Source organism: Amphritea opalescens (genome assembly GCF_003957515.1).
GTDB classification, from domain to species: domain Bacteria; phylum Pseudomonadota; class Gammaproteobacteria; order Pseudomonadales; family Balneatricaceae; genus Amphritea; species Amphritea opalescens.
On the sequence record NZ_RQXW01000001.1, the window covers coordinates 19,064 to 33,738 of the forward strand.

The 14,675-nt window shown below is 49.4% G+C and carries 13 protein-coding genes; 10 read left to right on the forward strand and 3 right to left on the reverse strand.

Annotated elements, in window-relative coordinates; all coding sequences use genetic code 11:
* Window positions 1–107: 107 nt before the first annotated feature.
* Window positions 108–3,731: a bifunctional proline dehydrogenase/L-glutamate gamma-semialdehyde dehydrogenase PutA gene (putA, locus tag EH243_RS00085; RefSeq protein ID WP_126156599.1), complete on the forward strand. Its 3,624-nt coding sequence runs from the start codon at window positions 108–110 to the stop codon at window positions 3,729–3,731.
* A gap of 338 nt (window positions 3,732–4,069) precedes the next feature.
* A complete protein-coding gene (locus EH243_RS00090; protein WP_126156600.1) occupies window positions 4,070–5,722 on the forward strand; it encodes a putative bifunctional diguanylate cyclase/phosphodiesterase in 1,653 nt (550 codons plus the stop codon).
* A gap of 93 nt (window positions 5,723–5,815) precedes the next feature.
* Here EH243_RS00090 and EH243_RS00095 read toward each other — a convergent pair whose 3' ends face one another.
* Window positions 5,816–6,520, reverse strand: coding sequence for a TatD family nuclease-associated radical SAM protein (locus EH243_RS00095; RefSeq protein WP_126156601.1), 705 nt, complete (start codon window positions 6,518–6,520; stop codon window positions 5,816–5,818).
* Between the two features lie 326 nt (window positions 6,521–6,846).
* Here EH243_RS00095 and EH243_RS00100 point away from each other — a divergent pair, with 326 nt between their 5' ends.
* The 6 genes from EH243_RS00100 to EH243_RS00125 all read left to right on the forward strand — a co-directional run bounded on the left by EH243_RS00100 (window position 6,847) and on the right by EH243_RS00125 (window position 11,061).
* Window positions 6,847–7,377 carry a dimethylamine monooxygenase subunit DmmA family protein gene (locus tag EH243_RS00100; RefSeq protein ID WP_126156602.1) on the forward strand — a complete coding sequence of 177 codons (531 nt, stop codon included), beginning with the start codon at window positions 6,847–6,849 and terminating at the stop codon, window positions 7,375–7,377.
* Window positions 7,377–8,330: a PDR/VanB family oxidoreductase gene (locus tag EH243_RS00105; RefSeq protein ID WP_126156603.1), complete on the forward strand. Its 954-nt coding sequence runs from the start codon at window positions 7,377–7,379 to the stop codon at window positions 8,328–8,330. Before EH243_RS00100 ends, EH243_RS00105 begins: the two co-directional genes overlap by 1 nt.
* A 12-nt stretch (window positions 8,331–8,342) precedes the next feature.
* Window positions 8,343–9,362, forward strand: coding sequence for a heme-dependent oxidative N-demethylase family protein (locus tag EH243_RS00110; protein WP_126156604.1), 1,020 nt, complete (start codon window positions 8,343–8,345; stop codon window positions 9,360–9,362).
* A gap of 177 nt (window positions 9,363–9,539) precedes the next feature.
* Window positions 9,540–9,854: a DMT family transporter gene (locus EH243_RS00115; protein ID WP_126156605.1), complete on the forward strand. Its 315-nt coding sequence runs from the start codon at window positions 9,540–9,542 to the stop codon at window positions 9,852–9,854.
* Window positions 9,855–10,547: a type 1 glutamine amidotransferase gene (locus EH243_RS00120; protein WP_126156606.1), complete on the forward strand. Its 693-nt coding sequence runs from the start codon at window positions 9,855–9,857 to the stop codon at window positions 10,545–10,547.
* 55 nt (window positions 10,548–10,602) lie between these two features.
* Entirely contained in the window at window positions 10,603–11,061 is a 459-nt protein-coding gene (locus EH243_RS00125) for a GNAT family N-acetyltransferase (RefSeq protein WP_126156607.1), read from the forward strand.
* Between the two features lie 253 nt (window positions 11,062–11,314).
* Here EH243_RS00125 and EH243_RS00130 read toward each other — a convergent pair whose 3' ends face one another.
* Together EH243_RS00130 and EH243_RS00135 are read right to left on the reverse strand one after the other, a co-directional pair.
* Entirely contained in the window at window positions 11,315–11,851 is a 537-nt protein-coding gene (locus EH243_RS00130) for a DUF6515 family protein (protein ID WP_126156608.1), read from the reverse strand.
* Window positions 11,848–12,102, reverse strand: a complete 255-nt coding sequence (locus EH243_RS00135; protein ID WP_126156609.1) for a hypothetical protein — start codon at window positions 12,100–12,102, stop codon at window positions 11,848–11,850. The genes EH243_RS00130 and EH243_RS00135 overlap by 4 nt, the downstream gene beginning before the upstream one ends.
* A 301-nt stretch (window positions 12,103–12,403) precedes the next feature.
* Here EH243_RS00135 and EH243_RS00140 point away from each other — a divergent pair, with 301 nt between their 5' ends.
* Both EH243_RS00140 and EH243_RS00145 read left to right on the forward strand, forming a co-directional pair.
* Window positions 12,404–13,087 carry a response regulator transcription factor gene (locus tag EH243_RS00140; protein ID WP_126156610.1) on the forward strand — a complete coding sequence of 228 codons (684 nt, stop codon included), beginning with the start codon at window positions 12,404–12,406 and terminating at the stop codon, window positions 13,085–13,087.
* Between the two features lie 8 nt (window positions 13,088–13,095).
* Complete coding sequence (locus EH243_RS00145) at window positions 13,096–14,523, forward strand: ATP-binding protein (RefSeq protein WP_126156611.1); 1,428 nt, start codon at window positions 13,096–13,098, stop codon at window positions 14,521–14,523.
* Window positions 14,524–14,675: the final 152 nt, after the last annotated feature.

Here is a 14,675-nt window from a genome sequence, read left to right on the forward strand (position 1 = left end):
TTATTTTCTATAATTAGTGAAAGTGACTTTTTGGTTGTGGTTACAATAGGTAAAACAAAAACCGTTTATGTGAGTGGCTAAACGGTATAACGATTGAAGGCGAGATTATGACCCATACAACCGACCCGTTACGGACCAAAATTCGAGAGTATTATTTGGCTAATGAAAGTCAGGTCATTCGTGAACTGATGAGTAATGCGCATTTGACGGTTGAAGATCGTCAGCAGATCTCTACAAATGCTGCGCAATTAGTAACAAGTGTGCGTCAGGATAGCTCGCCTTCAATGATGGAAAAGTTTCTCGGCGAATACGGTCTGACAACCAAAGAGGGTGTTGCCTTGATGTGTTTGGCCGAAGCCCTGCTGCGGGTGCCTGATGCACTGACCATTGACGCGTTGATCGAAGATAAGGTCGCTTCAGGTAATTGGGGCGAGCATCTCGGTAAATCATCGTCATCCTTGGTCAACTCCTCGACTTGGGCATTATTACTCACCGGTAAGCTGATTGCTCCGAGTGAAGATAAAGGTGTGACACAAACGGTTCGCGGCATGGTTAAACGTCTAGGTGAGCCGTTGGTACGTACCGCTGTGGGCCAAGCGATGAAAGAGTTGGGTCGTCAGTTTGTATTGGGTCGCACCATTGAAGAGGCAACCAAACGGGCCCGTAAACTTGAAAAGCAGGGTTATTCATACTCATACGATATGCTGGGTGAAGCAGCGCGTACCGATGCTGATGCGCTGCGCTATCATCAGGCTTACAGTGTTGCTATTGGTAAGTTGACGCCTGCTTGTATCCATTCGGATATCCGCATGAACCCGGGTATCTCGGTAAAACTCTCTGCGTTACATGCTCGCTATGAATTTGCCCAGAAAGATCGGGTGATGACGGAGCTAGTGGAACGGACTAAAACATTGGCCTTGCAAGCTAAGCAGGCGAATATGGGCTTCAACATCGATGCTGAAGAGCAGGATCGTCTCGATCTTTCACTCGATGTGATTGAAGCGGTGCTTGCCGACGAGGCGTTAGCCGGTTGGGATGGTTTTGGTATCGTGGTTCAGGCATTTGGCCCTCGGGCGTCATTCGTTCTGGAGTGGTTGTATGCTTTGGCGGCGCGTCTGGATCGTAAAATCATGGTGCGTCTGGTCAAGGGCGCATACTGGGATGCGGAGATCAAACGCTCGCAAGAGATGGGTCTAGATGGTTTCCCTGTGTATACCCGCAAGGTTAACTCCGATGTGTCATATCTCTGTTGTGCCGAAAAACTGCTGGGGATGACCGATCGTATCTATCCGCAATTTGCCACCCATAATGCCCATTCCGTTTCAGGTATTTTGCACCTAGCGCGTAATCTAGATAGCAAGAAGTTTGAGTTTCAGCGGCTACACGGCATGGGAGAATCGCTGCACGATACGGTACTGCAAGCTCAGGGGACTCGTTGTCGTATCTATGCCCCCGTGGGTGCGCACCGTGACCTGCTGGCTTACCTAGTACGTCGGTTGTTGGAAAATGGCGCTAACAGCTCTTTCGTTAATCAGATCGTCGACACCCGTATCAAACCGGAAGAGATCGCCCGAGATCCATTTGCGGCTATTGAGGCGATGGGTGAAAACATCAGTAGTGCTGCGATTGTCCGTCCTGCGGCGCTGTTCGGCGATAAACGTAAAAATGCGCGTGGTTGGGACATTACCGATCCGGTGCAGATTGCCGAGCTCGATGCCCAGCAAACCGAGTTTAAAACCACTCAATGGCAGGCAGCGCCTATGATTGCAGGCAGTTCTGTTAGCCATGAAACGGCGGCTATTCATAACCCAGCCATACCCGATGACTGTGTAGGGCAGGTGATTAACAGTGCGGCAGGAGATATTGAAACTGCGATTGTGGCGGCTCAAGCGGGGTATGGCCGTTGGTCACAAACAGCGGCGGCTGAACGGGCAGACTGTCTGCGTCAGTTTGCTGATTTATTGGAACAGAATGCGGCTGAGCTCTTTACTTTGGTGACCCGTGAAGCGGGTAAAACCTTGCTGGATGCTGTCGGCGAGCTACGTGAAGCGGTGGATTTTGCCCGTTTCTATGCCAACGAAGCTGAACGCAATGACACAGAAGGGGAAGCACGGGGTGTGATCACCTGTATCTCTCCGTGGAACTTCCCGATGGCTATTTTCTCTGGTCAAGTGTTAGCGGCGCTAGCAGCGGGGAATGCGGTATTGGCTAAACCGGCAGATCAAACGCCGTTGGTTGCTGCACGTACCGTCGCCTTGATGCATCAGGCGGGCATTCCCGTGGATGTGATTCAATTGCTGCCGGGCAGTGGAGTGGCGGTCGGTGCACCCTTGACATCGGATAGTCGGATTGCCGGTGTCTGCTTTACCGGTTCTACCTTGACGGCACAACGGATTAACCGCGTTATGGCCGAGAATATGGCGCCTGACGCGCCGCTGGTGGCAGAGACGGGCGGTATGAATGCGATGATCGTCGACTCAACGGCCCTTCCAGAGCAGGTGGTCCGAGATGTTCTGGCATCCTCTTTTCAGAGTGCTGGTCAGCGCTGTTCCGCATTGCGAGTGCTCTATGTACAGAAAGATATTGCCGATAACCTGTTGGAGATGTTGTTTGGTGCGATGGATGAGCTGCGAGTGGGTAATCCCGCACTGTTGAGTACCGATGTGGGACCCGTGATCGATCAGATGGCTAAAGCTAAGATTGAAGCCCACTGTGCTAAATATGCCGCTAAAGGCTTGGTGCTGAAATCATTGGCGGTTCCTGAACAGGGACTGTTTGTTGCGCCGACCGTGATTAAGATTGAAAGTATTGCCGAGCTAGAAGAGGAGATCTTTGGGCCGGTACTGCATGTGGTCACTTTTGACGCCGAACATCTTGATCAGGTGGTCGATAGTATCAATGCAACGGGGTATGGACTGACCTTCGGCCTGCATACTCGGGTTGATAATCGCGTGAATCAGATCTGTAGCCGTATTAAGGTTGGTAACCTCTATGTTAACCGTAACCAGATCGGCGCCATTGTTGGGTCTCAACCATTCGGCGGTGAGGGCTTATCGGGTACCGGTCCTAAGGCGGGTGGTCCGCAATATGTAAAACGTTTTATGCGGGTAGAAGCGGTTACACCGGTAGCCTCCGACCTTATTGCCGCGGTTGGCAGCGCTACATTGCAGCAGGCGATCAACGCGCTTGATAATAGCCAGTGGGCCGCGAATGATGATCGTATCAGCAGCTTAAAATCACTGTTTGCTGGACAGAGTATTGATTTTGCAGCGTTACAGCATGAGGCCGAGGTGATGCCTGGGCCAACCGGTGAGCTGAATGTACTCTCAACCCATGCGCGGGGCATCGTGCTCTGTTTGGGGCCTGATTTGGCAACGGCGATGCAACATGCGGTATTAGCGCTATCACAAGGCAATGCGGTGGTTGTTGTCGCCCCTAACGCGAAGGCAGAGTGTCAAGCGGCGATACAGAGTGGGTTGCCAATTCAGGCGATCGATGGCTTATTGCAGCCCGATGCCTTGGTTGATGTGACAGGCTTTGCTGCCGTCGCCAGCGGTGCTGATCAGGCGGTGTTGCATGCGTATCGGGTGGCGTTGGCTGCCCGTGATGGGGTGATTATCCCCTTGATCACCGAACGTAATGCGGCCGATCGTTTCGCGATTGAACGGCATCTGTGTATCGATACGACGGCCGCTGGCGGTAACGCAAGCCTAATCGCGGCGTCTGAATAAAGACAGCACATAAATCTGCCCGCCGGCTGTTATTGGGTCGCGCTGGGCTCAACTACACCGTTGTTAGTCTTTCAACTAAGAAGGCTAATGACCGCCGGTGAACTATTTTTTTTGCCCCTCGCCCTGAGGGGCTTTTTTTTATCTGCAAAGTCCATAAATTCAATACAAAAAGATCTCTCGGGTGAAGCTTTTACCCTAGGGATGTTTTTACACTCAATTAACGACTGTACTGGAGGGCTTTAGTGAGTTTGCTGACATTGATCAAGCCTTAAGGGGCCCATTCTCTGTATATTGTTTGTTTCGGGAAGTAAATGACGACAACAACAAGGAGTTGAGTTGTGAATGTTAGAAATGGTTCTACCAGTGATTTTCTGCATAATAATGTCAAAGTTTTACGATCCCGCGTGTCCAAAACCGCTTGGCAGGGGATTTCGATTGCCGTCATTGCGCTCATTGTTGCGACCCTTACCGTTTCCCATCTTGAGTATGGCGATATCAGTGTTACCCACCTGATTAATGTTCAGAAAACTAATTTTGCGCTCTGGATTTTGGACGTCATCCCTTTTGTGTTCGCCTTTTGGGGGCAATATTCCAGCACTGTGCTTGCCTATGAAGCCAGCGCGATGGTCATGGACCAAACCAAAGAGTTGCGAGATAAAGCCGATACTTTTGAGAAGCAGGCCCGTCATAGCATTACCCATGATCTGCTGACCGATATGCCGAATAAAGAGCTGTTTTATGATCGAGTGGAACAGCAAATCGTCTCCCCGCGGGGGAAGGTGGCTTTTTCTGTATTGTTGGTTGAGGTGTCTAACTACAAGGAAATTAGTGACACCTTAGGCCGAAATAGTAGTGACAGTCTGATCAAGCAGGTTGCGGTACGTTTGGAGAGTGCTTTCCCGCCGCCATGGACCATTGCCCGCTTGGAAAGCAATACCTTTAGTCTGCTGATCAACCAACAGCTGACAGAAAAGCAGGTGATGGAGTTAGCTGATAGTGTGCATCGGGTGTTGCATGATGTGTTCTACATCGAGCAGGTGAAGCTATCGGCTCAAGCCAATATTGGTATTGTTCACTTTCCTCAGCACGGTACCGATGTCGATACCTTGGTTCAGCGCGCAGGCATTGCCCTGTATATGGCACAGAATTCCAATAAAGGCAGTGCCGTGTACGATCCATCCTTTGATGCGCATAGCCCGAAACAGTTAACGCTGATGAGCGAACTTCATCAATCGATTGAGAATCAGGAGCTCGAGCTTTTTTATCAACCCAAAGTGAGGGTTAAAGATGGCGTGTTAACGGGGGCCGAAGCATTAGTGCGTTGGAATCACCCGAAGCATGGTTTATTAGGGCCGGATCTATTTATCCCACTTATGGAGCGTTCAAGACTGATTCAAGGGCTCACCAGCTGGGTTATACAGGAAGGTTTTGCACAGTGCGCGCAGTGGCATCAAGAGGGGCTAGACATCGTGCTATCGATCAACCTTTCAGCGAAAGATCTTAATAATCCTGAGCTGCCAGATTTGATTGCCGGTATCAAAGGGGCTACTGGTATTAATCCTGCGTGGATTACCCTTGAGATCACCGAAAGTTCATTGATGACCGATCCCGATGCTGCAATGGCGGTGATCAACCGTATCCACGCTATGGGATTCCAGTTCTCCATTGATGATTATGGTACGGGCTATTCATCATTATCTTATTTGAAACAACTACCGCTAAAAGAGCTTAAGATCGATCGCTCCTTTGTATCCGATATTGTGCAGAACGAAAGTGATGCGGTGATTGTTAATGCCACTATCAATCTAGCCCATAACTTGGGCTTGGAAGTAACCGCGGAAGGGGTAGAGGATGCCGACACCTTGGCATTACTAAAAGCGGAAGGTTGTGACATCGTTCAGGGTTATTACTTGGGACGGCCGATGACTAAAGATGCCTTTAGCCAATGGAGCCAAGAACAGGAATCGCCGTCAGAAACCGGCCCCCATTAATATTCGCTACCCTGCGGTGTTAGTTTGCTTCTATTGTTCCATGTTTGCGGCAAACCTATTTCCATCTTGGTTTGCCGTTTTAGTCTGCGTCGGTTAACCAACAACATCGAGTTCTCGTTGCTTAAACTGAACCCCATAGCTTTCTGCCAATTGACGACAGGCTGCGATATCGACCCCCTCTAATCCATTGATCGCGCTTGCGCTGACCTCTTTTATATAGTGCGGCGCAAGGGCAACAAAAGCTAACATCGCCTCATAAGAACCCTGCAGTGCCGGTTGGCAATGCTGAATATAGACGGCCTCATTGTGGGCATTGAGGGAGATGGATAACGCATCAATACATTCACTCAATTCCGGCAGAATATTGCGTTTATTCACCAGATTACCTAGACCATCGGTGTTGAGGCGGGTGTTACCGCCATGTTGTTTCACCCAGTGGGCTATCTCTAGCAGTGGTTTGAGGCGCAGGGTCGGTTCGCCATAGCCACAGAACACAATGCAGTCGTAGCGGCTCGGGTCAGCAATTAACGCGATGATCTGCTGTGCCGATGGGCGCACATCTAGCGTAAGGTCATAGCCTTTAACATCGGTACAACCGTTATGCTTTGGACAGAACTGGCAGCTCAAGGTGCAGCGGTCGGTCAGGTTGATATACAGATTATGACCAATTTGATACACCAGTGTTTCATCATGGGCCTTGGTATTCGCGTGCGTGGCCGGATGGCTTCGGTTAGGCCGCAGAGTGTCGAGGCTATGTTCAGTTAAGCCTTGCTCAGCGCTATGTTTTAGAGAATGCATGAGTTGATCCATTATGTTTTTGCAGCTTTAAAGGATAACAGCCCCTAAATCGGTAGGAGGTGATAGTGATCAATACTCTGATGAAGTTATTGTTTATATCTCTCGTTTGAATCATTTCTGGATCGGTGCACTTAACTAAGAGCCATATTCCGGCTGCTTGTTGAATCGTTGTGCCTCTTAAGGGATTACCTGCCTCTTAAAGGATTACCTACTTGGTTGTACCTCTTCATGACAATTGAGGCTGACGTCATGCTCTCATAATATTCTTCATAGGAATTTTATTTGCACATCATGATGCTAACCGAACTTGAATCAGGAGGGCTCAGATGCAAACAGAGCAGTTGAACGGGGTTGCCAGTAAGCCGGCCTACGGGCCAGTTGAATTGAACCCAAAGTCTAGTTTTCATCTTTTTGTTGCCGAACAACTTTTACCCAAGGCGATGGAATGCTTGTATGACGCCTGCCAGCCTAACGAAGGCCGTAAAGAGAAGGCGGTTGTTGAGGATGCCAGTGATCCCGAATTGCGGAACTTATTAGCGACATTTCCACTTAATGGAACCCTTTATTTAGCAGGCACAGAGCCATTTCTCTGGCGGGTGGCCAGCCATGCGCGGGCGTTGGGGCTTTGTCCTGAGCAGATCCGTTTAATGGCACCGGTGACGCGAGAACGCCACCTGTTTTGCTGTCACTGCCATACGATAACCGAAGGGGTGACTTATTCGCCTTATGCCTGCAGTGGCTGCGGTGCGATGCTGGAAGTGACGGATCATTTCTCCCGCCTACATGGCGCTTACTTTTCGTTTCAGGCCAACGCCGAAGATAGTGCCGATATGCCTGAACAAAGGGAGGTGAACTGATGAGCACCATTGATCAGATTGACGTTAAGGTGGTTGCGATTGAACAGGTCGCGCCGATGATTAAAGCCTTTACCTTAGAGCCTTTGAAAGGGGAGTTGACGCCTTTCTCGGCGGGTGCCCATGTTGTGGTTGAGATGGATGGAAGCGAGCAGCGTTATCGCAATGCCTACTCGTTGATGAGCGATCCTAATGATAACCGTCAATATCAGATTGCGGTACGTTTGCAGGAAACATCCCGCGGTGGCTCTATCTATATGCATGACCAGGTCGCCTTGGGAGATGAGTTGAAGATATCCCCGCCGGCGAATCTATTTGCCCCAGCATGGCGGGCAAAAAAACATATCCTGTTTGCTGGTGGCGTTGGCATCACACCATTTTTATCTTATCTACCTCTGTTCAAGCAACGAGAAGTTGAGTTTGAATTGCACTACTTGTTCCGTAGCCATCAGACCGGTGCTTATAGCGCGGAGCTGGCAGCGGAGTTCGGCGACCAGTGCTGCTGTTATGACGCCGATCAGGGTAAGCGATGTGATATTGCCGAGGTGATGTCCGGCCAGCCACTAGGCACCCATTTCTATATCTGTGGTCCAGAGTCGCTGATTGAGGCCGTGAGGGCAACGGCTGAAGAGATGGGTATTCCTGCTAGTGCGATTCATTGGGAAGAGTTTGCCGGAGCAAAACCGGGATTGCCGTTTAAGGTTGAGCTGAGCCGCCAAGGGATTGAGTTGGATGTAGCCGCGGATAGCAGCTTACTTGAAGCCTTAGAAGGGGCTGAGGTCGATATCCCCAATCTGTGTCGTGCGGGTGTTTGTGGTCAATGTGTTTGTAACGTGACAGAAGGTGAGGTTGAGCACCGTGATAGCTACCTTAGTGATACTGAAAAGCAGTCGGGTCAGGTAATCATGCCCTGTGTTTCCAGAGCCGCAGGCGGACGACTGGTTTTAGATATTTAGGAGAACAGAATAATGCGTGTAGCACCGAAAGAGATTCAGAGTTTTCGTGACGATTTTACCTATACAAACAGCGCCGCGGCGATTGAACGTTTTCCGTTTCCGTTCCCTGAAGATGAGTATCGTTACTCGGTCAATATTGAAGCTCATCAGCCTAAAGGTGGGGAAGGTTCGGCGTTTGAGCATTATATCGATATTGATGAGCATTATTTATCCGAAATGGCCGAGCGCGAGCTGGTTTTGAAAGATATGCCCAATCGCTGCTTGGTGATGGAACATATGGATCTAGCCTGTTGGGAGATGCTGGAACGCTACATGGTGTCGTTAGCCGAAGACTACCCTGAGCATTTCACACTGACCCGTGATGGTGACAGTTGGCGCTGGGAGAATAAGCTGCTTCATATTGATGATCACTTTACGTTCGGTGATAGCGCTACGTTACCCCGTCCACCATTGGATTATATTGGTCGTCAGGTGCAGGGTGATTTTGCCTTGATGGATCAGCGTGAAGGCAACCTATTTATGGATGCCGGGATGGTCACTTGCCCAGCGGACTGGTCTCTTGCATTTGATGCGGGCATGAGCTTTGACGAGTGGCATGGGCCGGTACCCATGGTGCACAATGAAGGCATTATTGATCGGGCGCGAAAATATCTTATGGCGCTTCCTGTGGGTCAGCCGGTGCGGCGACTAAACTGGACGCTAACAGTGAATGCGCGCATGGATACCTCGTCCGAGACATATAATGAGTGGGGTCATGAGCGTGCATCTATCACGCCCGAGAACGTGGGTGAAAAAATCTATCTGCGGGTCGAAGTGCAGGTGCTGGATAGAATGCCGCGCAGTAATGCGGTAACGATCAGTATTCGTACCTATTTGCTTAGCTTAGAAGATTTAGTCACCAATAAAGCATGGGCTGTGCGTATGCATAGAACGATGAAAACCCTACCTGAAGCATTGATTCATTATAAAGGCTTAACCCGCTTTCATGGCATGGTCGTGGATTATTTAGCGCAGTTCGATCCAGCTAATTAAATGCTCGCAGGATCCACACGAACAGGGCTTCGCTTGAGTGGGCTGTTGATTAACCGTGATGCGGCTCATAGGCCCGGTGAGTGGTGGGCATGTTTGTAATCAGAAGTTCAAGTCGTCGTACTGACAGAACAGTCTTGAGTGATGTTTGTTGTCGGTGATAAACATGAGGAGAAAGCCATGGGCTGGGTTTATATATGCATAGCGGGAATCTTGGAGTGCCTCTGGGCGGTTGGCTTGAAATACAGTGATGGCTTTACTCGGTTATGGCCGACGGTCATCAGTATTATTTTGATTGTCGTAAGCTTGGGGTTGCTGTCACTGGCGATGCGGACGATTCCGGTGGGTACCGCCTATGCGGTCTGGACCGGCATTGGGGCGTCGATACTGGCGACCTACGGTATTTTGTTTATGGATGAATCGGGCAGTCTGCTACGAATTTTGTGTATAGCAATGATTGTTGCAGGGGTTGGCGGTTTAAAGGTTTTTGCCTGAATGCCGCAGATGATACGGGTCTTGATACTGCAACATGCCGAGGGTGAATGGATCGGTTCGATGCACGATTGGTTCACTGATTCATCCCGTTGTAACGGATTTATACTCACCACGGTGCGTCTCGATCAGGGGGAAGCGCTACTGGATGTTAACGCATTCGATTGGCTACTAGTGATGGGCGGGCCGATGAGTGTTAATGACGAGGCTCACTATCCTTGGCTGATAGATGAGAAAAAGCTCATTCGTCAGGCGGTTGAACAGGATAAAACCATTCTCGGGATCTGCCTCGGTGGTCAATTGATTGCCGCGGCCTTAGGCGCGCAGGTCTATCAGAATAGTACTGTCGAAATTGGCTGGTTTCCGGTCAGCAGTACGGACGCCAAGGTAACATGGTTGCCCCGTACATTTAGCCCCTTAAGTTGGCACGGTGATTGTTTTAAACTGCCCGCCGGTGCGAGGGCTTTTGCCAGTAGTGCTGTGACACCCTGTCAGGGGTTCAGTGTTGGGCAACGTATTTGGGCTTTGCAGTTTCACTTAGAAGCAACTTTCGGCACGGTGGATGCTTTTTTAGCCTGTGAAACATCAGGTTTGCCTGAAGGGGAGTATGTGCAGAGCAAAACACAGCTGAACAGTGATAAGCATTTACCCCAGAGCCGCCAGGCGATGCATGGGTTGTTAGCCTCGTTATGTTAGGTTGATTGAGTCATCGCCGTTACTGCTTTAAATAGTCTAATTAAATGAGAACCGTATGAGTATTGCCATAGCAACCGAAGCCGATATTCCGGCACTGTGTCATTTGCTCGGTTATCTATTCGCCCAAGAAGCGGAGTTTGAGGCGGATATTGAGGCCCAGCAACAGGGGCTGAAAATGATTATTAGGTCACCACAGGTTGGCACTATCTTGCTGAGTCGGCAGCAGGGCCGCATTGTGGGTATGGTGAGTTTACTGTACAGCGTCTCTACGGCGCTGGGTGGTCGCGTTTGTATGCTTGAAGATATGGTGGTTGCGCCAGAGTATCGACGCTTAGAGGATGGCTCTCATATTGGTACTGAGTTATTAGAGCAGGCGGTGGTTTATGCGCGACAACAGGGCGTTCTGCGCATTACGCTTTTGACGGATGATGACAATATCGCTGCTCAGCGGTTTTATCAGCGGCAAGGGTTTCATTTTTCTACGATGCAGGCCATGCGCAAATCGCTTGTATGAAGATAAGGTAACGCACAGCCCTGATCTGCCAACCGTTTTTACACTTGATTCATTTCTTCAGTCTCTTTTCTTATGCTATGGCATTGATGTTTTACATTATCTCAGTCTGCACGCTTTTTGTGTGATGCTTAAATGTACAGCAGGACAACCGAGTTTTAATCGATTGCCCTGTTAGTTCTAATGTTGCGCCCAGATGTTGTGTTGGCGTCAATACCGGCTGACTTTAGTTGGCAAACCTCGCTACATTAGCGCATCAATCTATATCCACGACCACATAAACTTGCTTACCGTTACGCTCGCTCGGTAGAAAATAGTTACCCGCATGACGGAAATATTGCACGCCGTTAATCGATATGGCGTTACTGCCATTGGGTAGTGTTGTCAGCACCGAGCCAGCAGCGTAGTGAGATACCTGTTCTGTCTCGGGCTCTGCAATCGAAGGCTCAATTACATAGATCTTTCTTTCAGGCACCCAGCGGTAGTAAGCACCATGATAGCGGAAGTAGTCACGACCATGACGCGTTACAACCACGGCATCTGCCGGTAGACGTTTATAGTATGACCCTTTGGGGGGTTCTACCACGACATACCCATTATTGGCTTTGCGATAAAATAGAGAGTCCAATACCCAGTAAGTGGCGCCCGCAATCACCGTCGTTACGGCGGCACCTGGCAGGTGATCAACATGATGGCCGTGGGGTTGGGGTGACGGCCTAGGGCCTGCCGATAGCGGCGTTACGGTTGCGAATGTGAGGCTGGTAATGAGTAGTGAAATAGTTAATTTGTTCATGGGTTGACCTCTGTTGACTGAGCGCGAGTGAGGGCGAGCGATAAGGTTTTACCGATCGCAGGGCTATGAGGTGTTGTGTTTTGTAAACGGTTTAAATCCCAGCATGGGCTGATAACAAAGTGGCGCGTGGGAGTGATAGGCTCAGCGATGCTAAAGGCATAATGCGTAGGCACCATTTGCGGCGTAGCGGATAGGCTAGTAGACATGACGCGTGCGCCGCTAACGCTGCTGGAATGTAAAGGAAATTGCATGGCTGTTCTCCGTTTGGATATGAATCCATTTTGACAGCAACGGACGTTAAGTTGAGTTAAGCGGATGTAAAGCTGAGTAAATAAATGATTGGGCCTCTGTAAGGGAAGGATCGCTGTAAAAAAGGCACTCGAATTTTTTAAGTATTTCTAGTCTATCCAAGTCTTAGCATGTGGTAGTGGAGAAAAAGGGGAGGGTTACCATCGCTTTATCAGTCTTTTAAAATGACAAGTTTGTCATATTGATTGCGGTGATGTTGGCTCAACTGAGATACTGACCGGCATGATCTAAGGAAGCGTCTCAATGAAACTATTGCTGGTTGAAGATGAACAAAAAATTGCCGATTTTATCTGTGAAGGTTTACGGGCAAAAAACTTCAGTGTTAGCCATTATGCCGATGGTAATAAAGGATATGAAGCGGCGAGTTGTGAGGTTTTCGACGTTATCATTCTCGATATTATGCTGCCGGGTCGGGATGGTCTGGATATTCTTCGTTCGCTTCGGCATGACGGGGTTGATACGCCGGTTATTCTGCTGACGGCCCGAAACGAGTTGGGCGATCGGGTGCAGGGCTTAGAGATGGGGGCCGATGATTATCTAGCCAAGCCTTTCTATGTGGAAGAGTTGAATGCGCGGATTCAAGCGTTACTGAGACGTCATAGTGGCAGGGTGCAACATCTTCTCGAGGTAGGGGAACTGCAATTGGATTGCATTAACCGCAGCCTCCATTGTCAAGGGCAAGCAGTCGAGCTGACTAGCCGTGAGTTCAGCCTACTTGAGTATTTGATGCGTTCGCCGAATCAAGTTTTAACCCGGGGGCAATTGTTGGAGCATGTTTGGGGCTATGACTTTGATCCTTGCACCAATGTTGTCGATGTCTGTATTAAGCGGATTCGTCGTAAGATTACCTCACTGGAAGGGGTCGGCAAGATGGTGGGTGCGATTGAGTCGGTACGTGGTACGGGTTATCGATTTAAAGCATGTTGAGGGGCGGCATGTATTTTCGAACACGGATTATTAGTATCTCTTTGCTAACGGTAAGTGTGGTGCTGGCAATTGTGATCACCCTGAGTTGGTCGCGCATTATGCAAGTAGAGCTGAATCGTCTTGATGCACGTTTGTGCATGGAAGCAAGGCGTCTCATTCCACGGGTTGATGCTAATGGCAGCCCGCGTTATCGGCCTATTGCTAATGGCAGCAGGCCTTCCGACGGTCAGGTTGTGGATGAGTTAGTTAACAAACTAAGAGTTAGTTCACCGAACGAGATAATGATATATCTCGAAGCGGCAGAGACTGGTGTTTTGAGAGCCCCGGAGGGGGTTGATATTGAAGCGATCATTAATACAGTCAGCTGGCCCAGCGCCGCACCGTTAACCTTAGCCGATAAAAGCCAACCCAAAGCCTTTTGCCAGGTTGGTTCTTTTGAACATGAACAAAAGCAATGGCGTAGTGCATTACTAAATGTTCGAGACCAACGGAGTTTTATCGGGGTTGATGTAGCAGCAACCACCCGTGAATTAAAAAGCACCCTGAATGAAACGCTTATTGTGATTATTCCGTTCTCTTTTTTGCTCAGTCTGATGGGCTCTTGGGTGATTACAAGTCATACGGTTCGGCCGATCAATCGGTTGCATCGTTCCATGGGGATGGTAACCGAAAAAGAGCTTAGCCATCGCTTGCCTGAGCATAAAGAAGATAAAGAGTTTCAGCGCTTAATTGATGCTTACAATACGATGTTAGATCGACTTGAGGATAGTTTTCAGCAAGTCTCTCGTTTTACCGCCGATGCCGCCCATGAGTTAAAAACACCACTGACTGTTTTAAGAGGTAAGCTGGAACAAGCGGTGCTGGCTGAAAACCCATCGCTATTAGATCTCAACGCTATTCTTGATGAAGTCGGTCACCTGTCGGCGATCACGCGTAAATTACTGTTGCTGTCACAGGCCGATTCTGGCTCTATGGCGCTGCATCTAGAGGCGATCAATATGACCGACCTATTGGATGAACTGACCAGTGATATGGGGCTGTTGTCCGAGGAACTGGTGCAGGATTGTTCGATTGATCGCGACTTAATAACCCCAGGGGATCGTGTCTTGCTGACGCAGTTGTTGAACAATTTACTCGTTAATGTGATGCGCTATAGCTTGCCAGAGAAGGGCGTCACAATTCACGCGTGTGAAAAAGCAGCAATCATCGAGGTGGTGATCAGCAACGTTTGTTTGCCGTTGTCCGAACTGGTTAGAAGTCAGTTATTCGAGCGCTTTTACCGAGGAGAATCAGCACAAACCCAAGGCGTTTCCGGTAGTGGTCTTGGCTTGAGTTTGGCGCGTGAAATCGCCCGTGCTCATGGGGGTGATCTGATGCTGGAGCCCAGTGCAGAAGATAGGGTGGTGATGAAATTAGTCTTGCCGAGCGCTAAATGACAGCATTGTCATCCAGCCTGTCCGCTTAATCGTTAGACTTAAGTTAATTGATGAAATCATTATCGTAATGACTAAAGAAGATGCGCGGCTTGGTACTGGATTCGGCTTCTTTAAGTGTATATTTTGAACGCCATAGTCAAATCCAACCACCA